Source organism: Rhodopseudomonas sp. G2_2311 (genome assembly GCF_047501505.1).
In the GTDB taxonomy this organism is placed as follows: domain Bacteria; phylum Pseudomonadota; class Alphaproteobacteria; order Rhizobiales; family Xanthobacteraceae; genus Rhodopseudomonas; species Rhodopseudomonas palustris_H.
In genome coordinates this window covers 12,162-36,138 of record NZ_JAZDRK010000011.1, presented here as the reverse complement: position 1 = coordinate 36,138, position 23,977 = coordinate 12,162, and the positions used below count along the sequence as shown (strand labels likewise).

At 64.4% G+C, this 23,977-nt stretch carries 19 protein-coding genes; 3 read left to right on the top strand and 16 right to left on the bottom strand.

Annotated features, from left to right (window positions below):
- Window positions 1–24: 24 nt before the first annotated feature.
- From nifB to VRZ08_RS15305, 4 genes are all read right to left on the bottom strand, one after another.
- Window positions 25–1,581 carry a nitrogenase cofactor biosynthesis protein NifB gene (nifB, locus tag VRZ08_RS15320; protein WP_414533087.1) on the bottom strand — a complete coding sequence of 519 codons (1,557 nt, stop codon included), beginning with the start codon at window positions 1,579–1,581 and terminating at the stop codon, window positions 25–27.
- 158 nt (window positions 1,582–1,739) lie between these two features.
- Window positions 1,740–1,934 (bottom strand): 4Fe-4S binding protein, encoded by a 195-nt coding sequence (locus VRZ08_RS15315; protein WP_011160163.1) that lies wholly within the window; start codon window positions 1,932–1,934, stop codon window positions 1,740–1,742.
- 275 nt (window positions 1,935–2,209) lie between these two features.
- Window positions 2,210–3,964, bottom strand: a complete 1,755-nt coding sequence (gene nifA / locus VRZ08_RS15310) for a nif-specific transcriptional activator NifA (RefSeq protein ID WP_414533086.1) — start codon at window positions 3,962–3,964, stop codon at window positions 2,210–2,212.
- A gap of 313 nt (window positions 3,965–4,277) precedes the next feature.
- Window positions 4,278–5,075 (bottom strand): SDR family NAD(P)-dependent oxidoreductase, encoded by a 798-nt coding sequence (locus VRZ08_RS15305; RefSeq protein WP_264053585.1) that lies wholly within the window; start codon window positions 5,073–5,075, stop codon window positions 4,278–4,280.
- Between the two features lie 357 nt (window positions 5,076–5,432).
- Here VRZ08_RS15305 and VRZ08_RS15300 point away from each other — a divergent pair, with 357 nt between their 5' ends.
- Window positions 5,433–6,287: a xanthine dehydrogenase gene (locus VRZ08_RS15300; RefSeq protein ID WP_414533085.1), complete on the top strand. Its 855-nt coding sequence runs from the start codon at window positions 5,433–5,435 to the stop codon at window positions 6,285–6,287.
- Between the two features lie 210 nt (window positions 6,288–6,497).
- Here VRZ08_RS15300 and feoB read toward each other — a convergent pair whose 3' ends face one another.
- Both feoB and VRZ08_RS15290 read right to left on the bottom strand, forming a co-directional pair.
- Entirely contained in the window at window positions 6,498–8,378 is a 1,881-nt protein-coding gene (feoB, locus tag VRZ08_RS15295) for a ferrous iron transporter B (protein ID WP_414533084.1), read from the bottom strand.
- A gap of 37 nt (window positions 8,379–8,415) precedes the next feature.
- Window positions 8,416–8,706 (bottom strand): FeoA family protein, encoded by a 291-nt coding sequence (locus tag VRZ08_RS15290; RefSeq protein WP_107357111.1) that lies wholly within the window; start codon window positions 8,704–8,706, stop codon window positions 8,416–8,418.
- A 361-nt stretch (window positions 8,707–9,067) separates the two neighbouring features.
- On the opposite strand from VRZ08_RS15290, the gene VRZ08_RS15285 reads away from it, so the two are divergent.
- A complete protein-coding gene (locus VRZ08_RS15285; RefSeq protein WP_165858170.1) occupies window positions 9,068–9,229 on the top strand; it encodes a hypothetical protein in 162 nt (53 codons plus the stop codon).
- A gap of 166 nt (window positions 9,230–9,395) precedes the next feature.
- Here VRZ08_RS15285 and VRZ08_RS15280 read toward each other — a convergent pair whose 3' ends face one another.
- From VRZ08_RS15280 to VRZ08_RS15245, 8 genes are all read right to left on the bottom strand, one after another.
- Window positions 9,396–11,087: a methyl-accepting chemotaxis protein gene (locus VRZ08_RS15280; RefSeq protein ID WP_346295824.1), complete on the bottom strand. Its 1,692-nt coding sequence runs from the start codon at window positions 11,085–11,087 to the stop codon at window positions 9,396–9,398.
- 507 nt (window positions 11,088–11,594) lie between these two features.
- Window positions 11,595–13,286: a methyl-accepting chemotaxis protein gene (locus VRZ08_RS15275; protein WP_414533083.1), complete on the bottom strand. Its 1,692-nt coding sequence runs from the start codon at window positions 13,284–13,286 to the stop codon at window positions 11,595–11,597.
- Between the two features lie 204 nt (window positions 13,287–13,490).
- Window positions 13,491–13,883, bottom strand: coding sequence for an acyl transferase (locus VRZ08_RS15270; RefSeq protein WP_414533082.1), 393 nt, complete (start codon window positions 13,881–13,883; stop codon window positions 13,491–13,493).
- A 278-nt stretch (window positions 13,884–14,161) separates the two neighbouring features.
- Complete coding sequence (locus VRZ08_RS15265; RefSeq protein WP_164603210.1) at window positions 14,162–15,547, bottom strand: ribulose-bisphosphate carboxylase; 1,386 nt, start codon at window positions 15,545–15,547, stop codon at window positions 14,162–14,164.
- A 58-nt stretch (window positions 15,548–15,605) separates the two neighbouring features.
- A complete protein-coding gene (fba, locus tag VRZ08_RS15260; RefSeq protein WP_164603208.1) occupies window positions 15,606–16,691 on the bottom strand; it encodes a class II fructose-bisphosphate aldolase in 1,086 nt (361 codons plus the stop codon).
- Between the two features lie 59 nt (window positions 16,692–16,750).
- Window positions 16,751–18,763: a transketolase gene (gene tkt / locus VRZ08_RS15255; RefSeq protein ID WP_414533081.1), complete on the bottom strand. Its 2,013-nt coding sequence runs from the start codon at window positions 18,761–18,763 to the stop codon at window positions 16,751–16,753.
- A gap of 31 nt (window positions 18,764–18,794) precedes the next feature.
- The gene (locus VRZ08_RS15250; protein ID WP_107346181.1) at window positions 18,795–19,670 is read right to left on the bottom strand and encodes a phosphoribulokinase; all 876 of its coding nucleotides are present in this window, start codon (window positions 19,668–19,670) and stop codon (window positions 18,795–18,797) included.
- Window positions 19,671–19,707: 37 nt separating this feature from the next.
- On the bottom strand, window positions 19,708–20,739 hold the full coding sequence (locus VRZ08_RS15245) for a class 1 fructose-bisphosphatase (RefSeq protein ID WP_414533080.1): 1,032 nt from the start codon (window positions 20,737–20,739) through the stop codon (window positions 19,708–19,710).
- A 413-nt stretch (window positions 20,740–21,152) separates the two neighbouring features.
- Here VRZ08_RS15245 and VRZ08_RS15240 point away from each other — a divergent pair, with 413 nt between their 5' ends.
- Window positions 21,153–21,959 carry an alpha/beta hydrolase gene (locus VRZ08_RS15240; protein ID WP_414533079.1) on the top strand — a complete coding sequence of 269 codons (807 nt, stop codon included), beginning with the start codon at window positions 21,153–21,155 and terminating at the stop codon, window positions 21,957–21,959.
- A gap of 89 nt (window positions 21,960–22,048) precedes the next feature.
- Here the strand turns inward: VRZ08_RS15240 and VRZ08_RS15235 are convergent, their stop codons facing one another.
- Both VRZ08_RS15235 and VRZ08_RS15230 read right to left on the bottom strand, forming a co-directional pair.
- Complete coding sequence (locus VRZ08_RS15235; protein WP_107357118.1) at window positions 22,049–22,804, bottom strand: IclR family transcriptional regulator; 756 nt, start codon at window positions 22,802–22,804, stop codon at window positions 22,049–22,051.
- A gap of 81 nt (window positions 22,805–22,885) precedes the next feature.
- Window positions 22,886–23,974, bottom strand: coding sequence for an extracellular solute-binding protein (locus tag VRZ08_RS15230; protein WP_264053610.1), 1,089 nt, complete (start codon window positions 23,972–23,974; stop codon window positions 22,886–22,888).
- Between the last annotated feature and the right edge of the window lie 3 nt (window positions 23,975–23,977).

Sequence of the window (23,977 nt, the reverse complement as noted above, 5' to 3'; positions counted from 1 at the left end):
CCGTTCCCCTTCGCTGCGCTCGCCCTAAGCCTCGGTAAAAGCGCCCTGGCGGATCGTGGCATCGCCGCGCGCGACGTGGCGGATCTCCGACTTGCCGACGCGCTCGAGGTACTGCTTGAAGTACGCGATCACCGACTGCTCGATGTATTCGAACGCGTAAGTCTCGACCGCCTCGATGCCGGCACCCGCGAGCGAATCCTTCGGGCACATGCCGATCTTGGCAACCAGGACGGCGGTGCAGTCGTTCAGCGCCTTGAGGATCGGCTCGATGCCGGTTTCGCTGGCGTAGCCGCCTTCGCAATACAGATCGACGCGGCGGTGACCGACGAACTTCGCACCGCCAGTCGACACTTCGTAGATCTGGAATTCGTGAGCGTGGCCAAAGTGCTCGTTGATGACGCCGCCGCCCTTGGTGGCGATTGCCACCTGGATCTTGATGGTCGCGGTCTCGTCGGCGAGCTTGTCCAGCTCGCGCTGCTTGGCGACCGCGATCGCGTCGCGCTCGGCCTCGACCTTGGCCTGGTAGGCTTGGCGCGCGGCGAGATCATATTCGACGTCCATCGCCATTACCTTTTCGGTGGTGAATTCGGCGCTGCGGTCTTCGCCGAGCAGGCCGACGGCGTCGGCACGGCACTGCCGGCAGTGCCGCATCATGTTCATCTCGCCTTCGCAGGCATCCTGCAGCGCCTTGAGCTCCTGCGCAGTCGGGCCGCGCTGGCCGGACAGGCCGAACGCAGTGCCGTGCTCGGCTTCGGAGATCAGCGGCATGATGTTGTGCAGGAAGGCGCCGCGCGACTTCACCGCCTTGTTGACCTCGATCAGATGCTCGTCGTTGATCCCCGGGATCATCACCGAGTTGACCTTCACCAGGATGCCGCGCGCGACCAGCATCTCCAGGCCGAGTAACTGCCGTTCGCTGAGGATCTTCGAAGCCTCGACGCCGGTGTAGCGGCGGTGATTGTAGAAGATCCACGGATAGATCTTCGCGCCGACTTCGGGATCGACCATGTTGATGGTGATGGTGACGTGATCGACCTTCATGGCGGCGATCTGCTCGACATAGTCGGGCAGCATCAGGCCGTTGGTCGACAGACACAGCTTGATGTCGGGTGCGGTCTCAGTGACCAGCTCGAAGGTCTTGAAGGTCTTGGCCGGATTGGCGAGCGCATCGCCCGGGCCGGCGATGCCGAGCACCGTCATCTGCGGGATGGTCGAGGCCACTGCGACGACCTTGCGCGCGGCCTGCTCGGGGGTCAGCTTTTCGCTGACCACGCCGGGGCGGGATTCGTTGGCGCAATCGTATTTGCGATTGCAGTAATTACACTGGATGTTGCACGCGGGCGCGACCGCGACGTGCATGCGCGCGAAGTGATGGTGCGCCTGCTCGCTGTAGCAGGGATGGTTCTTCACCTTCTCCCAAACTTCCGGCGGCAGATCGCTGGGACCTGCGGCCGAGCCGCAGCTGGTCTTGCCGGCGCCACCCTTGCTGCTGCAGCCCGATTGCGCTGCACTCTTGCGCATCTCGTCGAACGACGTCGTTCCCAGCGCGCTGAAATCGTGCAGTTGCAGCAGCTTGCTCATATCCGGGCCTCGTTCGATCGCCGCACGACAGGCGGCTTGACGGTGGGTGATGGTGCTGCAACCGAGCCGGCGAAGATCAATTCCGATCCGCGGGCGCGGCGATCCGTTGAAGACGGCGTCCGACGGTCAAGGCGTCGGCCGTCTTGCAAGATCACGCGTCAGGCCGGCACGCAGGTGTTGTCGACCGGGCAGACCGAGACGCACTGCGGCTTGTCGAACTGACCTTCGCACTCGGTGCACTTGGTCGCGTCGATCACGTAGGTGCCGCGCTTCATGCTGATCGCGGCGTTCGGGCATTCGAATTCACACGCACCGCAGACGGTGCACTGGGAGGTAACAATCTTGTAGGCCATGGTCGGCTCCTGGTTCGCAGAGTGCTGCTGACCAGTTGTCTTTCAAGCCGCGTGCCAGATGCCTGATGATTGATTTTAAAGAACTATTTGACGCCTCAGAGGGCCAACGCCGGTGTAAGGCCCCCGACACTTGTCGCAAGTCTGACAGCTGCCCTGACCCGTCATCGAACTTCGCAAGACACCACAATGGTCTGCTTCGAAGCACCCACAGACAGACAAAACGCGCGGCGCCGGAGAGCGTCGCGCGTCTGGCCGATGATCACGTGCAAGACGCGTCAGAAGTGCTTGAGCTCGATGTTGTGCTTCTTCAGCGCGTAGCCGATCTGGCGCGGCGTGAGGCCGAGAATGCGCGCGGCCTTCGCCTGCACCCACCCGGCTCGCTCCATGGCGTTGATCAGCCGCTCGCGCTCCGACATGTTCGATTCGTCGGATGGCATCTCCGAACGAACCGGCGCCGACGCAAAATCATCCGCTGATGCAACCGGCTCGCGCGGATGCACGATTTCCACCGGCGCCTTGCGTGGCAGGACCTGCAGCGGAATTTCCGGGCGCGGACGCTCGGGCGCAGGTTCGGCGTGGCCCTTCCACAGGATCGCCGACAAGCATTCGTCCTGGTGACAGGCGAAATCGCTGTCGCGGATTTCCGGCCCCATCGCCAGGGTGGCGGTGCGACGCACGCAGTTCTCCAGCTCGCGGACGTTGCCGGGGAACGAGCAGGCCTTCAGCAGATCCAGCGCGTGCGACTCGAAGGCCAGCTCGCGGCCGTTCTCCTTGTTGAAGTTCTTCAGGAATTCAGTCGCCAGCAGCGGGATGTCGCTGGGCCTGTCGCGCAGCGGCGGCAGGATCATCGGCACCACGTTGATGCGGTAATACAAGTCGGCGCGAAACTCCTTGCGAGCCACCGCCTCTTCGAGATTGCGGTTGGTCGCAGCGACGATGCGGACGTTGACCTTGATGGTCTGGTTGCCGCCGACCCGCTCGAACTCCTGCTCCTGCAAGACGCGCAGCAGCTTGGCCTGGAACGACGCGGAGATCTCACCGATCTCGTCGAGGAACAACGTGCCCTTGTCGGCGAGCTCGAACCGCCCCTTGCGCGAGGCGATCGCGCCTGTGAACGCGCCCTTCTCGTGCCCGAACAGCTCGGACTCCAGCACCGATTCCGGCAGCGCCGCGCAGTTGATTTTGATGAACGGGCCGTTGGCGCGCGCCGACAGCTCGTGAATCGCCTTCGCGATCAGCTCCTTGCCGGTGCCGGACTCGCCGCGCAGCAGCACGGGCGACTGCGACTTGGCGATGATGCTGACCTTGGCCAGCAGTTTGCGGATCGCCGGGCTCTCGCCGACGATGCCGTCGACCTTGACCCGCTTGCGCTCACGCTCCGGCTTCAGCTCGGACAGTTCTTTCTGCAGCCGGTGGCTTTCCGCCATCAGCCGCTCGCGGTCGCGGGTGACGACGCGGTGCAGCTTCACGGTCTGGCCGATCAGATTGGCCACCATGGTGAGAAAGCGCACATCGGCGTCCATCCGGAAATGCGAACGGCCGTCACGGACGCGATCGATGCTCAGCGTCCCCACCACCCGCGAATCGATCCGGATCGGCACGCCGATGAACGACACCCGGGTCTCGTCAGTAGCGCCGAGCGCCATCGCATCGGCGGCGGTAAACATCGGATGGGCAGAGACATTGTCGGCGACCAGCGGCACCGCGGTGGCGACGATCTGGTCGATCGCCTTCTGCGGCAGCCGGGCGCGATAGCGGTTGTCGCTGCCCTCGTTCCAGCCGACGCCGACGGTAATATCCGGGATGCCGTCATCCGCCAGCAGCGACACCACGCCGTTGCGCATCTGCAGGAACGACTGCAGCAGGTTGACGACGTTGGCGAGCGTGATCTCCAGCCGCGCCGGTGAGGTGAGGATTTTCGAGATCTCGAAAATGCCGGTGAGCGCGATATCACTCAGCGGTATTGGAGGATGGGTCATCGACGGCGACGGGTACTCGTTTTCGACAAGGCGGATTTCGCGCTGAGCCATAGCTCGTCTCCATCGCTCCCGAGCCTTCCCCCGTCAGATCCGGAGCATTGGGAGATTGTGGATGAATTCCAACCAGATGTCGTGCTCATCTTGGCTGCATCGCTGCGGAAGTTATGGCTAGCTCTGCTTAGTTCATTACCACTGATCAAAATGCTGATAATCAACTGATTACTACTCTAGCACCAGTCCGCCGCCGTTACCGCATTGACGCAGCGCAAAACTGACCGACCAAAAGAGCGGCAGCCGGCCGGCCGCCGTGTGTGATTGCTAGTCAACCGCAACTAATTGCGAACTATTCGCCTGAAGCCGACACTCAGACGTGCTGACCGCCGTTGATGTGAATTTCTTCACCGGTGACGTAGCTGGCCGCATCCGAGCACAGGAAGAACATCACCTTGGCGACCTCCTCCGGCGTCCCGATCCGCCGCATCGGAATCGTCGGCGCCAGCATCGCCTCGGTTTCGGGCGACAGGATGTCAGTCTTGATCTCGCCCGGCGCGATCGCATTCACCCGGATGCCGTAGGGCGCGTAGTCATGCGCCATCTCACGGGTCAGGCAGGTCAGCGCCGCTTTCGAGGTGGCATAGGCGCTGCCGGCGAACGGATGCACGCGCGAGCCGACGATCGAGGTGACGTTGACGATCGAGCCCTGCCCGGCGCGCAGCTCGTCGAACAGCCCCTGCGCCAGCATCACCGGCGCCAGCAGGTTGACGTGGAACACGCTCATCCACGTCCCGACCGGCGTATTCAGCGACGTCAGCCGCTCGCCTTCGGCGCTCTTGGGGGAGATCGCTGCATTGTTGATCAGGGCGTTCAATGGGCCGCCGCCGAGCTTCTCCTTCAGCTCGTCGATCGCCCGGGGTACCGCGCGATGGTCGGCGAGTTCGACCGCGACGTGATTCTCGAGGCCGGTCGCCCACGGACAGCGGTCATCGGCGAACGGCTGCCGCGAGCAGGTAATGATGCGCCAGCCAGCGTCGGAGAACAGCTTGCCGGTGGCATGGCCGATACCGCGCGACGCGCCGGTCAGGACCAGCGTCTTTTGCTTGCCGACGCGCGCCTCGCGCTGATCATTGTGAAACGGACAGGCGCCACCTGTGGCCGACGGCATTCCGGCCGGCATACCAGGAGGCATCTCTGCGGGGCGCCCGGCAGGGGGCGAAGAGGGCGCGGGTTCGGGCCGCTCTGCGTGCAGTGGTTCAGGGTGCACGGGACGGTCTCCATCGGTTTCGTTGCAAGTGAACTTGCATGAACCGGGCCAACCGCTACGACGTTCGATTTAGGCCGACAAACCACACCTAGTTGCCAGCCGGTGTCATTACAGCGACACCGCTCGCGCCGCACAACCCGACACAACGTTGGCTTTCCGACATCAAAACCCGCCACCCATTACCACTAACAGCGCCTACTCGGTCTGGTCCGGCTCTTGCTTAAACAGGCTCCAGACACTGAACACAGCGTGGTGGTGATGACGCAGCCTCTCCAACTCAGCGCCGGCGGCTTCGCGGTCGTGCTCGGGACTAATGAGATCGCCTCCGCCGTCGCTGTGCATCTGTACCGCGCCGGCTGCTGTGTGGTGATGTCGCACGATCCGTTTCCGCCCGTGATCCGCCGCAAGATGGCGTTTCACGACGCGCTGTACGGCGACGAAGTCACGGTCGAAGGCGTGCGGGGTGAGCGCGTCGATCACGCCACCCAGATTTTCAAGGCGCTGCGCCGCCACGACAACGTGCTGGTGACCTGGCTGGCGCTCCCGGACCTGCTGCCGATCAGCGCCGTCGACGTGCTGATCGATGCGCGGATGCAGAAGCACCGGGTCACGCCGGATCTGCGCGGGCTCGCACGCGTCAGCGTCGGCCTCGGGCCCGGCTTCTCGACCGCGGTGAACTGCGACGTTGCGATCGAAACCCGTCCCGGCCGCAGCGGCCTGATCGTCGGCTCCGGCTGGACCGATGCGGCCGATGGCGTCGCCAGCCCGCTCGGCGGCGTCGGAGCCGAGCGCTTCCAGTATTCTCAGGCCAGCGGCCGATGGCGGACCGCGGTCGAAATCGGCAGCCGTGTCTTCAACGGCTATCCGATCGGTCACCTCGGCGGCGTTCCGGTGCGGGCGCCGTGCGACGGCATCCTGCGCGGCGTCGTCCGCGACGGCCAGGACGTGCCGCAGGGCGTCAAGCTGCTGGAGGTGGATTCCCGCGGCCGCCATGCGCAGTGGACCGGGATCGACGATCGCGGCCGGGGCATCGCCAAGGCGGTGCTGCGCGCCGTTCAGCCGCAGGCCGAAATCCGCCCGAGCTACGCGGCGCAGCCGATCGCGGTGTTCTAGGCCAGCGACGGCCTGCCGCTCGCCATCGCCAGGATGGCTTTCCCACATTGACTGACGCCTCGTCCCGAGGAGCCCGGCAAAGCCGGGCGTCTCGAAGGATGAGGACTTCGGACGCTTGGCAAAGGCCAAATCCGCTTCAATCAATCGATGAAGCGCTCTAGGCCGAGCGATCCAGCGCGCAGCACTGGACTGCGCTCGTTGACGCCGACGCTAGCCGGCGCCGAGCGCGACGGCGACGTTGTAGGTGATCAGGCTGGCGATGTAGGCGAGCGCGAACATGTAGACGAAGGTGACGCCCATCCAGCGCCAGCTTCCGGTCTCGCGCTTGATCACCGCCAGCGTCGAGGCGCATTGCGGCGCGAACACGAACCAGGCCAGCAGCGACAGCGCGGTGGCCAGGCTCCACTTCGAAGCCAGCACCAGGCCGATCTGCTCGGCCGCTTCCTTGCCGCCCTCGATCGCATAGACGGTACCGAGCGCCGCGACCGCGACCTCACGCGCCGCCATGCCGGGGATCAGCGCCACCGCGATCTGCCAGTTGAAGCCGAGCGGCGCCAGCACCGGCTCGACCGCGTGACCGATGATCGAGGCCAGGCTGTAGTCGATCGCCGGTTCGGTCGCGCCGATCGGCGGGCGCGGGAACGAGGCCAGGAACCAGATCAGCACCATCATCGAGAAGATGGTGGTACCGGCGCGCTGCAGGAACATCTTGGCGCGGATATAAATGCCGATGGCAACGCTCTGCAGCCGCGGCAGCTTGTAGTCCGGCAGTTCGAGCATGAACGGCGCCGGCTCGTAGTCGCGCCACATGAAGAACTTGACCAGGGCCGACACCGTCAGGGCGCTGACGATGCCCGCGGTGTAGAGGCCGAACATCACCAGCCCCTGCAGATTGATCCAGCCGAACACGTCCTTGGCCGGCACGAACGCCGAGATGATCAACGTATAGACGGGGATGCGCGCCGAGCAGGTCATCAGCGGCGCGATCAGGATGGTGGTGAGGCGGTCGCGGCGGTTGTCGATCACGCGCGTCGCCATGATTCCCGGGATCGCGCAGGCAAAGCTCGACAGCAGCGGAATGAAGGCACGGCCGTGCAGCCCGGCGCCGCCCATGATGCGGTCCATCAGGAACGCGGCGCGCGCCATGTAGCCGAGGTCTTCCAACAGCAGGATGAACAGGAAGATGATGATGATCTGCGGCAGGAATACGAGGACGCTGCCGACGCCGGAGATCACGCCGTTCTGCAGGAAACTCTGCAGCAGCCCTTCGGGCAAGTTGGCCTGGACGAAAGCGCCGAGGGCTTCGAAGCCACCGGAGATCAGCTCCATGATCGGCTGCGCCCAGGAGAACACCGCCTGGAACATCACGAACAGGATCAGGATCAGGATCAGCAGGCCGGCGACGGGATGCAGCACCACCCGGTCGATCTGAGCCGTCAGGGTGTGGGGCCGCGCCGGCAGGCTGACGCAATCGGCGATGATGCGGTCGGCCTCGCGCTGCAGCGCGCGCAGCTCGCTGGTGGACAGCGGCCGCCAATTGGTGTCGGTCGCGGGCGCCGGCGCCCCCCCCCGCGAATAAAACCTCCCCCTAAACAACAACCCCGTGCCCCCCATTCCGACCGCGATCGACGTCTCACCCCCCCATCCAAGCTGCGCCGACAGCTTCTCGACATCGACCGTGACGCCACGGCGCATCGCGATGTCGTACATGTTCAGCACGAGCATCAGCGGACGGCCGGTCCCCTTCAATTCCAGCATCAGCCGGAAGGTCAGCCGCAGGTTTGTCGAGTCGGCGACACACAGCACCAGATCCGGCACCGGCTCGCCCGACTTGCGGCCGAGCACCACATCGCGGGTGATCTCTTCGTCGGGGCTGCGGCCGCGCAGCGAATAGGTGCCCGGCAGATCGACCAGGCTGACGACGCGGCCAGCCGGCGTGGTGAACAGGCCGGTCTTGCGCTCGACGGTCACGCCCGGGTAGTTCGCCACCTTCTGGCGACTACCCGTCAGCGCGTTGAACAGGGAGGTCTTGCCGCTATTGGGTGTTCCAACCAGGGCAAGGTTGAACGGGTGAGAATCGATCGAGCTCATCGCGCAATCGCCAAATCAAGAAGCTGCAATCTGCGCGTCACATCAACACGACGGCCATCGCCTCGCGGCGGCGGACCGCGATGGTGATGTTGTCGACCCGGACCGCGATCGGATCCCGGCCGATGATACCCTCGTGCAACACTTCGACCTTGGCCCCCTCGACGAAGCCGAGTTCGATCAGCCGGCTTTCCAATTCGATCGGCTGCAACGACGACGCCCCGCGGTGCGGATCGATCGCCTGCACGACGCCGCGATAGCCGCGTCGCGCGTTCCCCAGCAGGATCGGCTGGTGATGGCTGTGGCCGTTGTGATGGGGGATTTGGGTCATTACTCGTTCTTCCAATCGGCGCCGCGAAGGTCAAGAGATTCAAGCCGGCGCCATCGGGAGTTTAGAACGATTGTAACAGGCGCTATCAATTCTCAATCTAACAAAAGAGCCCTGCCAAATGGTTTGATTTGGCACAAAACTGCGGACTGCATCGGCCAGATTCAATCTAAGAGCGAGCGTGCAAGCCGCATGCCTCGTCTGACCACACCTCGGATCATCACGCAGCCGCGATCCGTAAACCATGGAGCGTGATCGGAGGCGGGAGACCGTCTCCCGTTAAGGCTTCGGCCAACGCTGCGGCGGATACTGGGCGCAGGATAGGGGAACATGTCCCGATCACCGCCTCTGACCGGATAGCGCCATGGCCGCCAAGACCTCCAAAGCGAAACGACGCAAGCCGGCCGCTGCGGCGGGCGGCGCGTGGCTCACAATGCTGGCTCAGAACCTGACCAACATGGCGATCGTGACGGCATCGTCGGGGTCGGTGCTGCTCTGCCTGCTGATCGCCAAGCGTTTCGCCTGAGAGCGATTCCTTTCTGATGGAATCAGAGCCGCACTTTGGCGGACTCACCACAGACAGAACCTCACGATGGGGACGCGCGCAGCGCCGTCTCGAACCCTCCCCCTAGAACGTCGATGCCCGGCACGAGGCCGGGCATGACGCGGAGTTGAAGGGGGAAAAACGGCGATCAGGCGGCGCGGACCGTATCGAGGAACCGGGTGACCTCGATCTTCAGCCGGCTGGATTCCTGTGACAGCGACTGCGCTGCCGACAGCACCTGGGCCGAGGCCGAACCGGTCTCGGTGGCGCCGCGCTGCACGTCGGTGATGTTCGACGACACCTGCTGGGTGCCGTGCGCCGCCTGCTGCACGTTGCGGGAGATTTCCTGAGTAGCGGCGCCCTGCTCCTCGACCGCAGCGGCGATCGCCGACGAAATCTCCGACATCCGCCCGATGGTCTGCCCGATCTCGCGGATCGCATTGACCGACTCGTTGGTCGCCGACTGGATTCCCGAAATATGCTGGCCGATTTCGCCGGTGGCTTTCGCGGTCTGCTCCGCCAGCGCCTTGACCTCGGCGGCCACCACGGCGAAGCCACGGCCCGCCTCACCGGCGCGCGCCGCCTCGATCGTGGCGTTGAGCGCCAACAGGTTGGTCTGGCCCGCAATGGTGTTGATCAGTTCGACGACGTCGCCGATCCGGCTGGCCGCTTCCGACAAATCACCGACGCTGGCGTTGGTCTTGCGAGCCTGATCCACCGCCTCCGAGGCGATGCGCGACGACTCCTGGACCTGACGGCTGATCTCGGTGATCGACGACGACATTTCCTCGGTCGCGGACGCCACCGACTGGACATTGGTGGAAGCTTCTTCGGACGCCGCGGCGACAGAGGTCGCCAGTTCCTGAGAGCGATCGGCCGTCGAGGTCAGCGTGCCGGCCGATGCCTCCAGCTCGGTGGAGGCCGACGACACCGTCTCGACGATTTCGCTGATCGCAGACTCGAACTGCCTTGTGGCAGCGTCGACCCGCTGGCCGCGAGCGATCTTCTCCTCGGCTTCGCGCGCCGCAGCCTGATCGGCCTCGCGCTTGGCGATCAGCGCTTCCTTGAAGATCTGCAGCGAATCCGCCATCGCGCCGATTTCCGTCGACTCGCCGCGATGCGGCACCTCGGCAGCGAGGTTGCCCTGGCCCAGCGCCTGCATCGGCGCGATGATCGACGCAATGCCGCGGCTGATGTCGCGGATCACCAGATAGCTGGCGATGAAGCTGAACGCGATCGTCAGCACCAGAATGCTGACGACGATCATCACCGCCGAGCTATAAGTCGCTTCCGCCAACGCGGTCGACTCATCAGCACCCTTCTTGTTCAGATCGACATCCTTCTGCAGGACGGCATCGACCCGGCTTCCGATCGGCCCCAGCGTCTTGGTCAGGTACTCGCCCAGCTCGGCAGTCGACTGACCGACACTCTTTTGCGACATCTCCACTGCCTTCTTGGCACCGTCGAGATAGACGTTCAGCTCCTTGCTGAACTGCTCGTACAGCGCCTTTTCTTCAGGCGTGGTAATCATCTTTTGGTAGCTGGCGAGCTGCTTGTTGATGACGTCTTCGACACCGGCAATCCGCTTCGCCGCAGCCGTCTTGCCGTCCACCGTTGTTTCCATCGCGTGGGCTCGCAGCGTCACCCGGTACATCGCCAGGGTCGTGCGGATGTCACCAAGCACGCGCACGCTCGGCAGCCAATTGGTGGCGATATCGACCGTCGAGTCGTTCAGGGTCCGCATCTTGAGCAGGCCCAGCCCACCGATCCCCGACATGGCCACGAGAAGCAGCGCCACGAGCGCGATGATCTTGGTACGAATCGAAAGTCTGGACAACATCGGCATCTACTCGTCTGATGGAAGACCAAATCACAGGATTGGTACGACACCGCACGCCACAGCGAGCATAGGAGCGCAGTTAACCGGTCCAATTCTGGAACCCAATGTGCAGCTTGCAGATTGAGGGGGGGTTAAACCCCGCCCCCGTAGAACTACTGGACAAGTAGGACGACTGGAGGATTGCGCAGCGCCGGAGCTGATTAGCTGTCGGGACGGCGGTCTCCTCGCCATGGATTCGGTCAGAAAGGCTGTCCAATCAAAGCGCGCATTGCAGAATGCGCTCCTTTCAGCCGAGATCGGCGCATTCTGAGTATCAGGTTCACTTTCCTGGAAGGCAGGATGCCGCCCGAACTAATCGATGGCGCACCAACAAACAGTCAGATACCGCACCTTCCTCGGGCAGCAACACCCCAAACGCAAATGGCCGGAACAGAGCCCGGCCATGAGGTCGTTGAGCGTAGCGCCTTCGATCTTCGCAGATCTTGCAATCCGCGGGACCGCGGGCGGTTAGGCCGCCCTTACGGTGTCGAGGAATTTTGTGACCTCGACCTTCAGCCGGTTGCTGTCCTGCGACAGCGACTGCGCGGCGGAGAGCACCTGCGACGACGCGGAGCCGGTCTCGGTGGCGCCGCGCTGCACGTCGGTGATGTTCGACGACACCTGCTGGGTGCCGTGCGCGGCCTGCTGCACGTTGCGGGAGATTTCCTGGGTGGCGGCGCCCTGCTCTTCCACCGCCGAAGCGATGGTCGAGGCGATCTCCGACATCCGCCCGATGGTCTGACCGATCTCCTTGATGGCATCGACCGACTGGCCGGTCGCGGTCTGGATGCCGGTGATGTGCTGGCTGATTTCGCCGGTGGCTTTGGCGGTTTGCTCCGCCAGCGCCTTCACTTCGGCCGCCACCACCGCGAAGCCGCGCCCAGCCTCGCCGGCGCGCGCCGCTTCGATCGTGGCGTTCAGCGCCAGCAGGTTGGTTTGGCCGGCGATGGTATTGATCAGTTCGACCACGTCACCGATCCGCGCGGCGGCGTGCGACAGATCGCTGACGCTCTCGTTGGTCCGGCGGGCCTGATCGACCGCGTCGTTGGCAATGCGTGCCGATTCCTGCACCTGACGGCTGATCTCGGTGATCGACGAGGTCATCTCTTCGGTCGCCGACGCCACCGACTGCACGTTGGTGGAGGCTTCTTCCGAGGCTGCCGCCACAGAGGTTGCCAGCTCCTGGGCACGCTCGGCGGTCGAGGTCAGCGTGCTGGCCGAGGCTTCGAGCTCGGTCGAGGCCGACGACACGGTGTCGACGATCTCGCCGATGGCGTGTTCGAACTGCCGGGTCGCGCTGTCGACCCGCTGGGCGCGCGCGATCTTCTCCTCGGCCTCCTTGGCGGCCGCGGCGTCGGCATCGCGCTTGGCGATCAGCGCCTCCTTGAAGACCTGCAGCGCATCCGCCATCCGGCCGATTTCGGTCGGCTCGCCGCGATGCGGCACCTCCGCCGCCAGATTGCCCCTCCCGAGGTCCTGCATCGGCGTGATGATCGAGGCGATGGCGTTGATAATATCGCGGATCACCAGCACGCTCATGGCGATGCCGAGCGCAAAGGCAAGTGCGAGGATCGTGACCACCAAGCCAAAGCCGAAGCTGTAGGTGGTGTCAGCCGTCTCGGTCGAGGTCTGCGCTCCCTTGTTGTTGAGGTCGATATCCTTCTGCAACGTTTCATCCATCCGAGTCGCGATCGGGACCAAGTTCTTCTTCACGTAGTCCCAGGCCGACGCAGGAAACTGGCCGACGCTGCCCCGAGACATTTCGAGAGCCTTGGACACGGAGGCCTTATAGTCGGTCCACCCCTTCGCAAACTCGTTGAAGAGCGCCCGCTCCTCCGGCGATGAGATCAGCTTTTCGTAGTCGCCATTCGCCTTGTCGAGCGCCTTCTCAGCAGCGGCCAGACGCTTGTCCGCTCCATCCTTGCCCTCTGCGGTGAGATCCAGGATATGGTCGCGCAGGGCGCCGCGATAGCTCAGCACATAGGCGCGCATTTCGCCGAGCTTTCGCACACTCGGCAGCCAGTTGGTCGCAATGTCGGTCGACGCAGCATTGAGCGACCGCATCTCGACCACCGCCAGCGCGCCGAGACCCGACAGGGCGATCAGCAGCGCGGCGACCAGCGCAGTAATCTTGGTACGTATGGTGATCTTGGCGAACATCGACATCATCCTGTGAGAAAGACCATGGCGCGCGCCGTCACCCGACGATAGCCCGGCGTCGAGCCGGACTCACGATCAACGACTCAGCCGAGACTGCGCCCCTGCACCACGAGCACTCTGAGTTCCACCCGCTTGCGAGTTCCTTAATTCAGCACCGCGTACGACTACGTACATTGCCGGCGCATCGAACTAACAAGCCGAGAACTACGAGCGGGGATGATGTGCCGGCTGAACGCCGACCCAGCGCAGCAGGTGCTTTCCGAACCAGCTCTGGTGGACCTCGTACGATTCCGAGGTCGGCGCCGCCTTGACGGCAGCTTCAGGGACGTCCGCCATGTGGGAGTGCGGCTCCGGCTCGTCTTCTGGATGGGGATGCGCCGCTGCGGCGGCCGCGCGGGCGAGCTGCTCGCGCACTAGCTCGCCGGCGAGGAATTCCGCGAGCGCCAGCGGCGGCATCATGCCGAGTTCCTCGGTCCGCTTGCGGCCGGCGGCCGTCACCGTGATCAGCCGGTTGTCGATGATCACGAACACGCTCGGGTAGTACACGCCGTTGACGGCGATCTGAAACTGGTACGGACCAGAACGACTGTGTGTCATCTGAGTTCTCCGACGTCAGGGCCTCCGCGAACCCGAGCGGACGCCAACGCGAATTGACCTGTGACCACACCCCAGCATTGCACGACGCCCAGGAAACGCAAGCCGCCACTCCCCAATCGGCGCGGAGCGTTTCTTTTCCGTTGCGGCTTTTGCCGGCGTTGAGATCAACTGATCGGAGAATGCGGAGGGCCGTCAGATGGTCCTCGAACAACTACCAGGCCAAAAGCAAACGGCCCGCGCCGAAGCGCGGGCCGTCAGTCGTGTGCGGTGCGAGAAGCTTACGCGGCCTGCGGCTTCAGCTTGGCGCGCCAGTTCGGATACAGCTTGTCGGCATCCTGCGGGAAGCTCTCGAACGCGCGGGCGAATTCGCGGTGATCCTTGGCGAATTCGACCGGATCAGCGCCCTGCTTCCAGCACTGCTCGGCCTGCCTCAGCGACTTGGCACCCGCCGCACCGCCGTCGATATGACCAAACGCACCGCCACCCGCCGTCATGATCAGGTTGGAGTGGCCCAGGTTGTCGAAGAAGCCCGGCATCCGCAGCGCGTTCATGCCGCCGGAGATGATCGGGGTCGTCGGGTTGAGGCCGAGCCACTCCTGGTGGAAGTACGGACCATCGGCCGAATCCTCGGTGATCATGTAGGCGATCGCGCGATCGGCGGCTTCGCCTTCCATCTTTCCGAAGCCCATGGTGCCGGTGTGGATACCCGACGCGCCCTGCAGGCGTGCCATCTTCGACAGCACGAAGGCAGTGTAGCCGCGCTTGGACTGCGGCGAGGTCACCGCACCGTGGCCGGCGCGGTGGTAGTGCAGGTACTGCTTCGGGAACGCGCGGCGGGCGGTGGTCACCGCAGCCGGGCCGGCGACGTAGCCGTCGACCAGGAACGCGATATGGTCGGCGTTGTCGGCGAAGGTCTCGAGGATGAACTCACCGCGCGCCAGCATCTCGTAGTGGTCGTCGGCGGTGATGTTGAACGAGAACAGCTTCGCCTCGCCGGTCTTGTCCTGCGCCCGGCGCATCGCGTCGGCGACGGCCCGCACCGTGTCCTTGAACGGCGCGAACACCTGGTTGCCCTGCGGCTCGTCGTTCTTGATGAAGTCGCCGCCCAGCCAGAAATCGTAGCAGGCATTGGCGAACGGCTGCGGGCGCAGGCCGAGCTTCGGCTTGATGATGGTGCCGACGATGAAGCCGCCGTTGACGACGGGGCGGCCAAGCACGCGCCACAGATCCTTGATGGTCGTCGACGGGCCGTCGAACAGCTTCAAGTAAGCCGGCGGCACGTAGAAATCGTACATCTTGGCGTATTCGACGTCGCCCATGCCCTGGTTGTTGCCGATCGTCAGGGTCAGGAACGAAGCGATCATGGCGCGGCCGTCGATCACGTTGCGATCGAACAGTTCGATCGGATACGCGATCTTCATCAGGCTGTTGGCCTCGTCGACCTCGTACACCAGCGCGTCGACGCCGCGGGTGAAGTCATCGGTGGTCGAGACTTCGACGTTGGTGCCGGTCGAGGATTCGGCGGCGAAGTGCGCGGCGGTCTGGATGAAATTGCCGAAGCCGGGCTTCGGCTTCATGATGTAGGCGCACAGCACATGCCGTCCGCCCGCGATCAGTTCGCTCTCTTTGAGGTTGAGATTGGCGTAGCGGTTCGACTGGTCCATGGTGATCTCCTGCAATGCGAGGCGCGGCGGCCCGCTGGCCGCCGCGGATCTATTTCAATTACTCGGCCGCACGCGCGACTTGACCGATCTGCGGATCGAGCGCGCCGGCCTTGTAGCGCTTGGCCATTTCCGACATCGGCACGACCTTGATCTTGCCGGCGTTGCCGGCGGTGCCGAACTGCTCGAAGCGCAGCTTGCAGACGTCGCGCATCGCATCCATCGCCGGCTTCAGGAACTTGCGCGGATCGAACTCCGCCTTGTTCTGGGTCGCGACCTTGCGGAACACGCCCGTCATCGCCAGACGGCAGTCGGTATCGATGTTGACCTTGCGGACGCCGTGCTTGATGCCGCGGACGATTTCCTCGACCGGAACGCCGAAGGTCTGCGGCATCGCACCGCCGAACTCGTTGAAGATGTCCTGCAGGTCCTGCGGCACCGACGACGAACCGTGCATCACCAAATGGGTGTTCGGCAGGCGGCGGTGGATCTCTTCGACCACCTTCATGGCCAGCACGTCGCCGTCCGGCTTGCGGCTGAATTTGTAGGCGCCGTGCGAAGTGCCCATCGCGATCGCCAGCGCGTCGACCTTGGTGGCGCGCACGAACTCGACCGCCTGGTCCGGATCGGTCAGGAGCTGTTCGCGGCTGACCTTGCCTTCGACGCCGTGGCCGTCTTCCTGCTCGCCGCCGCCGTGCTCCAGCGAGCCGAGCACGCCGAGCTCACCTTCCACCGAGGCGCCGACCCAGTGCGCCATGTCGACGACGCGGCGGGTGATGTCGACGTTGTACTGATAGTCGGCGGCGGTCTTGGCGTCGGCCTTGAGCGAGCCGTCCATCATCACCGAGGTGAAGCCGTAGCGGATCGCGGTGGCGCAGGTGGCTTCGTCGTTGCCGTGGTCCTGATGCATGCACAGCGGGATGTCCGGATACATCTCGGCCAGCGCGTCGATCATCTTCGCCAGCATGATGTCGTTGGCATAGGAGCGGGCGCCGCGCGACGCCTGGATGATCACCGGAGCGTCGACCATCGCCGCCGCTTCCATGATCGCGAGTCCCTGCTCCATGTTGTTGATGTTGAACGCGGGCACGCCGTAGCCGTGCTCGGCGGCGTGATCCAGCAATTGCCTCAGAGTGATACGCGCCATGATGTCTCCTCAAACTAACTGTGTGACGACAGCGTCGTCCTGATGTTCAAAAATCGGGCTCAGTGCTTGCCGCGGGCGATCGCGCCCTTGGCGGCGTCCACCACCGCGTCCGCGGTGATGCCGAACTTCTGGTACAGCACCGGCGCCGGAGCCGAGGCGCCGAACCCGGCCATGCCGACGAACGCGCCGGTATCGCCGATCCAGCGGCGCCAATCGACATCGCGCGCCGCCTCGATGCCGACCCGCGGCGCGGTGCCGAGCACATTGGCGCGGTAGGCGTCGTCCTGCTCGGCGAACAGCTCGAAGCACGGCGCCGACACCACCGCGGCGGATACGCCGGTTTCGCCGAGTTTCTTGGCTGCCTCGAGCGCCAGCGAGACTTCCGAGCCGGTCGCGATCAGTGTGACATCCCGCTGGGGTGGATCGATGACCATATAAGCGCCACGAGCCACCGGGTTGGTATTGGTCCCACTGCGCGGCAACGCCGGCAGACCCTGGCGCGACAGCGCCAGCACCGACGGACGCGAGGTCTGCTTCAGCGCGCAATCCCACGCCTGCGCGGTCTCGATCGCGTCGGCCGGGCGGAACACCAGAAGGTTCGGAATCGCCCGCAGCGAGGCGACGTGCTCGACCGGCTGATGGGTCGGGCCGTCTTCGCCGAGGCCGATCGAGTCGTGGGTCATCACGTGGATGACGCGCACGCCCATCAGCGCGGCGAGGCGGATCGCCGGACGGCTGTAGTCGGCGAACACCAGGAAGGTGCCGCCGAACGGCACGAAGCCGCCGTGCAGCGCGATGCCGTTCATCGCCGCCGCCATGCCGAATTCGCGGATGCCGTAGTGCAGGTAGGAGCCGCCGAACGCACCCGGCTTGACCGACGCGGTGCCCTTGGCGTGCGTCAGGTTGGAGTGCGTCAGGTCGGCCGAGCCGCCGAGAATGTTCGGCGACGCCGGCACGATGGCGTCGATGGTGAGCTGCGACGCCTGACGAGTGGCGATGGTCGGCTTGTCGGCATCGAACTTGGCGATCAGGCCCTGCAGCGCGCCTTCGTAATCCGCCGACAGCTTGCCGGCGAGCGCATCGGTGAGGCCGGTGCGGGTCGCAGCGTCGGCCGCGGCCAGCCGCTGGTCCCAGGCGTCGTGCGCGGCCTTGCCGCGACCGCCAGCCTCGCGCCAGCGAGCCAGGATCCCTTCCGGAATCTCGAACGGCGGATACGGCCAGTTCAGCGCAGCGCGGGTCTTCTCGACCTCCTCGGCGCCGAGCGGAGCGCCGTGCGCCTTCTCGGTGCCGGCGACCTTCGGCGAGCCAAAACCGATCGTGGTGCGGCAGGCGATCAGCGACGGACGGTCGCTCTTCTTGGCCTGCTCGATAGCGGCCGCGACGGCTTCCGGATCATGGCCGTCGACGCGAGTGGTGGCCCAGCCCGACGCGGCGAAGCGCGCGAGCTGATCGTCCGAGCAGGACAGCGAGGTGTCGCCGTCGATCGAGATGTGGTTGTCGTCCCACAGCACGATCAGCTTGCTCAGCTTGAGGTGGCCGGCCAGCGAGATCGCCTCGTGGCTGACGCCTTCCATCAGGCAGCCGTCGCCGGCGATCACATACGTATAGTGATCGACCAGCGCGTCGCCGTAGCGGGCGTTCATCATGCGCTCGGCGAGCGCCATGCCGACCGAGGTCGCCAGACCCTGGCCGAGCGGGCCGGTGGTGGTTTCGACGCCCTGGGTGTGGCCGTATTCCGGATGGCCCGGAGTCTTCGAGCCCCACTGCCGGAACGACTTCAGCTGATCGATCGTCATTTCCGGATAGCCGGTCAGATGCAGCAGCGCATACAGCAGCATCGAGCCGTGGCCGGCCGACAGCACAAAGCGGTCGCGGTCCGCCCAATCCGGCGCAGCCGGATCGAACTTCAGGAAGCGGGTGAACAGCACGGTGGCGACGTCGGCCATGCCCATCGGCATGCCCGGGTGGCCGGACTTCGCCTTCTCGACACCGTCGATGGCGAGAAAGCGGATCGCATTCGCCATGTCGCGATGCGTGACCTTGTCGTGGATGTCGCGCGCGGGAACGTTCAAACCGGCCTCCCCAGATTCCAGATGTTGGGCATTACTTCATGCTTCGCTTGCGGTCGATCAGCTGCATGATCAACGGCGTCAGGATCAGCTGCATCGCCAGGTCGAGCTTGGCGCCGTGGATCACGATCGAGTTGGCGCGCGACATGAAGCTGCCTTGGATCATCGACAGCAGATACGCAAAGTCGATGCCGCGCGGGTTCTTGAAGCGGATCACCACCATCGATTCGTCGGCGGTGGGAATCCAACGCGCGATGAACGGGTTCGAGGTGTCGACGGTCGGCACCCGCTGGAAGTTGATATCGGTCTCGGCGAACTGCGGCACGATGTAGTGCACGTAGTCCGGCATCCGGCGCAGGATGGTGTCGGTCACCGCCTCGGTCGAATAGCCGCGCGCCGCACGGTCGCGGTGCAGTTTCTGAATCCATTCGAGGTTGATCACCGGCACGACGCCGATCTTGAGGTCGGCGTGCTGGGCGACGTTGACCTTGTCGGTCATCACCGCACCGTGCAGACCTTCATAGAACAACAGGTCGGAGTTCGCCGGCAGGTCCTGCCACTGGGTGAAGTTGCCGGGCGGGACGCCGTGCAGCGCGGCTTCTTCGTCGTCGTGAACGTAGTGACGGGTACGGCCGGTGCCGGTCTCGGCGTAGCTCTTGAAGGTCTGCTCCAGCTCCTCGAACAGATTGGTCTCGGGGCTGAAATGGCTGAAGTGGCGGTTCCCGCGCTCGGCTTCCTCCGCCATCTTGTTACGCATGTCGACGCGATTGTAGCGGTGGAACGCGTCGCCCTCGATGAACGCGGCGTTGACGTTCTCGCGGCGGAAGATCTGCTCGAACGTCTTCTTCACGGAGGTGGTGCCGGCGCCGGAGGAGCCGGTGATGGAGATGATCGGATGCTTACGGGACATGAGGAGGTACTTCCAATTCCAACCGGGGGAGACGACGTCAGACGCGGAACAGACCGCGGCGGGCGAACAGCGGCGCCGAGCGCGACGCGGCACTCGGATCGGTGTGCAGCAGTTCGATGCGCTTGACCTTGTCGATCGACCCCATGATCAGCGGCGAGCGCTGGTGGATCGTCTTGGCGGTGAGATCGAGCACCCGCTCGCGACCGGTCGAGGCGGCGCCACCGGCCTGCTCCATCACGAACGACATCGGATGGGTTTCGTAGAGCAGCCGCAGCCGGCCATTGCCGTAGCCCGGACGGTTGTCGCCCGGGTACAGGAACACGCCGCCGCGGGTGAGGATCCGATACACCTCGGCCACCAGCGAGCCGATCCAGCGCATGTTGAAGTCCTTGGCGCGCGGACCGTCGGCACCGGCGATGCACTCGTCGACGAAGTCGCGGATCGGCTGCTCCCAATGGCGATGGTTGGAAGCGTTGATGGCGTATTCGGCGGTGTCGGCCGGCACGGTGACGCGCTGGCGGATCAGCCGGTACACCTTGGCCTTGCGGTCGAGCGTGAAGATGTCGACGCCTTTGCCGAGCGTCAGCACCAGCGAGGTCTGCGGCCCGTACACCACGAAGCCCGCCGCGATCTGGCAGGAGCCGGGGGCGGTGAACGGCTTCACGCCCGGCTGGTTGGGGATGATCGAGAAGATCGTCCCCACCGTCATGTTGGTGTCGATGTTGGACGAGCCGTCGAGCGGATCGTAGGCAATCGAGATCGGCGCGCTCGGATCGCCGTCGAGCAGGGTGTCGGACTCTTCCGACGCCAGCGCCGCGTAAGGCACATCCTTCAGCGCCTTGACGATGATCTCTTCGGCTTTGACATCGAGATCCTTCTGCACGTCGCCGTCGGCATTGCTGCCGCCATGCGCCGCGCCGGTGATGCCGGCGAGAGCCCCCTGCCCGATCAGTTCGGAAATTTCGATCGACCCAGCGGCGATCGCGCCGACCGCGGCGGCGACGGCTTTCCGCTGCGGATCAACCGCATATGAATCCAAAAGAACTGAGAGCGTTTGGCCCTGATCCATGATGACTCCCCCACAACGCAGCGCGGCCAATTGGCTCCGCGGGCTCCGTTGGGCGGAGCTTGTGAGCCGATCGATCACATAAGAGAAATTGCATTTTCCTTGGTACCACCAAAGGAATTTTTATATGGAGCGCCGCCACCCTGTATTTGCTTACCGGAAAACGGCGGCGCGGCGCGCATTCTGCACAATTAGTCGAAGGCCGCCGTGATTTAGATCAGAAGAGACGGCCCAAGATCGGGGTGATTTGGCCCCAATCGGTCGGAGAGTCGACACTCTTATACTTTAGCAGCGCAGCGTATCCACACCCTGCGGGTCTTTGCCGCTGCCGGCCCGCATCCGGACGTTGCGGCGCAACCTCTCTTGAGCTGCCGGCGCATTTTTGGGACATAGGAAAGCTGAACCAAAACAGATGGTTGAGCGACCGGAGCGATGCCCGCGACGGCACCGCCATCGTCGCAGGGGGGATTCCTATGAGTGAAGCGGTGATGGCCGGCGCGGAAGCGTTCGCATTCGATGGCGGCAAGACCGGCGTCCTGCTGGTGCACGGTTTTACCGGCAGCCCGCAAAGCATGCGCTATCTCGGCGAGCGGCTCAGCGAGCGCGGCTATTCCATTCTCGGCCCGCGGCTGCCCGGACACGGCGTCTCGCCGGCCGCGATGGCCAAAACCACCGCCAATGACTGGGTCAACTGTGCCGAGGACGCGCTGCTCGAGCTGTCCGCGAAATGCGACAAGACCTTCGTGGCCGGACTGTCGATGGGCGGCACGCTGTCGCTGTATCTGGCGGCATCACATCCGGACAAGGTCGCCGGCGTCGTTCCGGTCAACGCCGCGGTGCAGATCGACTCGCCCGACCTTGCCGGGCTGGCGTACGCGCGCGGCCTGCCGGAATTCGTCCCGGGCATCGGCTCGGACATGGTCGACACCACCACCAAGGAGCTCGCCTACGACCAGGTCCCGGTGACCTGCGTCAAGCAGGTGATGGGGCTGGCCGCCACCGCCCGCGCGCTGCTGCCGAGGATCAAGTGCCCGACCTTGGTGATCAACTCGCGTGTCGACCACGTGCTGTCGCCAGCCAACGCGACCGTGATCGCCAACCACGTCGGCTCCAGCCGGATCGAGACGCTGTGGCTCGACAACTCCTACCATGTCGCGACGATCGACAACGACAAGGACCTGATCGCTTCCGCGATCGACAGCTTCGTGAAGCGCAACCTGTGATCCACAGCGGCAGCGGCGCATCTCGGCGCTGATCGCGCCGAACACCAGTCGCTCCGCTCGTCCTTGCGAGGAGCGGAGCGGCGAAGCCCTTACTTCATCCCGCCATGGCCGAGCGCCAGGCCGATGGTGCGGGCGGCTTCCATGACGTGGGCGGAGTATTCCTTGATCTGCTTGCGCTTGACGCGAATGTCGGGGCCGGACATCCCGATCGCGCCGATCAATTCGCCGGAGCGGCCGATGATGGCGCAGGCGCAGGCGGCGATGCCTTCGCGCCACTCGCCGTGCAGCACCGATGCGTAACCCTGCGCCCGGATGGCGCGGATGTCCTCGCGCAGCTCTTCGATCGTGGTGCGGGTCGAATCCGTGTAGCGCTTCAGATGCGGGCGCAGGATTTCGAGATAGTCGTCCGGCATCTGTGCCAGCATCGCCTTGCCGGTCGCAACCGTGAACGCCGGCGCGCGCATCCCGACGCTGGTGTGGGCGCGGATGTGATGGGCGCTCTCGATCTTGTCGACGTACAGCACTTCGGTGCCGTCGAGCACCGACAGATGCACCGTCTCGCCGGTAACCTCTGCCAGCGTGGTCATCGCCGGCCGCGCGATCCGAACCAGATCCATGCGCTGGATAACGTGATGGCCGAGCTCCCACAGCTTGGTGGTCAGCTCATAAGTGCTGTGCGGCGGGATCTGGCGGACAAAGCCTTGCGACTGCAAGGTCGCCAGCAGCCGGTGCACGTTGCTTTTGGTGAATTTGAGCTCGTTGGCGAGATCCGTGACGCCGCGCGGCTGATCGCTGAGCGCAAGGGTCTCGAGCAGTCGAAGTCCCTTGATGAAAGCTTTGTCCATTCAGGCGGCCGGGCAATATCTCTTTGTTGGAAATAACGACCGGCAGTCGTAACTGCCGGTCGGAGTTTGCGAGACGCCGGCTTACTGCGCCAGCATCGCGTTCAGCTTTTCTTGTCCGTATTCTTCATTGGTGGAATTCCCCGCCGGCGACTTGGCACCCCAGAAGTCCGGGCTCCACTCGATCGCCTTGGCGACGTTGTCGGGATTATTCGCCCAATACCGCGCGATGTTCTTATCCGTCGCCGCGTCGAACACGACCTTCGACGGCAATGCCACCGGGAAGGTGGAGGTCAGTTGGGCGGCGCGCTTCGGATCAAGACGCCACGACAGCAGCTTCAGAGCATTGTCGTAGTTCGGCGCGCCTTTTGGAATCGAAAAAAAGTCGTAATAGACGAAGCCCTGGTTGAAAGTGAGGTCGATCGGCGCGCCTTCCAGCGCCAGCTTGCTCATCGAGCCGGTGTAGGCGAGGCACATATCGGCTTCACCGTCGAGGATCAGCTGCGGCGGCTGCGCGGCGGTGGTCCACCACTTCACGACGTGGGGCTTGATCTCCTTCAGCTTGTTCAGTGCCCGATCCATGTCGATCGGATACAGCTTGTCCTTGGTGACACCGTCGGCCATCAGCGCGGCTTCGAAGGTGAAGCGCGGCCACGCCGGCATGCAGCGGCGGCCGGGGAATTTCTTCACGTCCCAGAAGTCGGCCCAGGTCTGCGGAGCCTTGTCGCCCTTGAACTTGTCCTTGTTGTAGACGAGGCCGACGCCGATCACCTGCAACGCGACGCCCTTCTTGCGCTTCAGATTATCCGGCATCGCCGCGAGGGTCTTGTGCGCGGATTCCGACAGCTTGGAATAATCGATGTCGGCCAGGCAGCAGTCGCCGAGCAGCTTGGTTTCCTGATCGAAGATGAAGGTGAGGTCCCACTGCGCCTTGCCGGCTTCGGCCTGGGCCTTGATGCGCGGGCCGCTGCGGGCCTCCTGCACGGTGACGACCTTGATGCCGGTTTCTTTTTCGAACGGGTCGTACATCACCTTGCGCAGCGCATCGCCATAGCCGCCGCCCGGATCCTGCATGATGACGACATTGCTCTGGGCGGAGGCGGTTGCCGCTCCCAGGGCGATGAATGCCGCCGAAGCCAAGGCCGGCAGTCTGAAGCGTTTCAGTCCCAACATCGT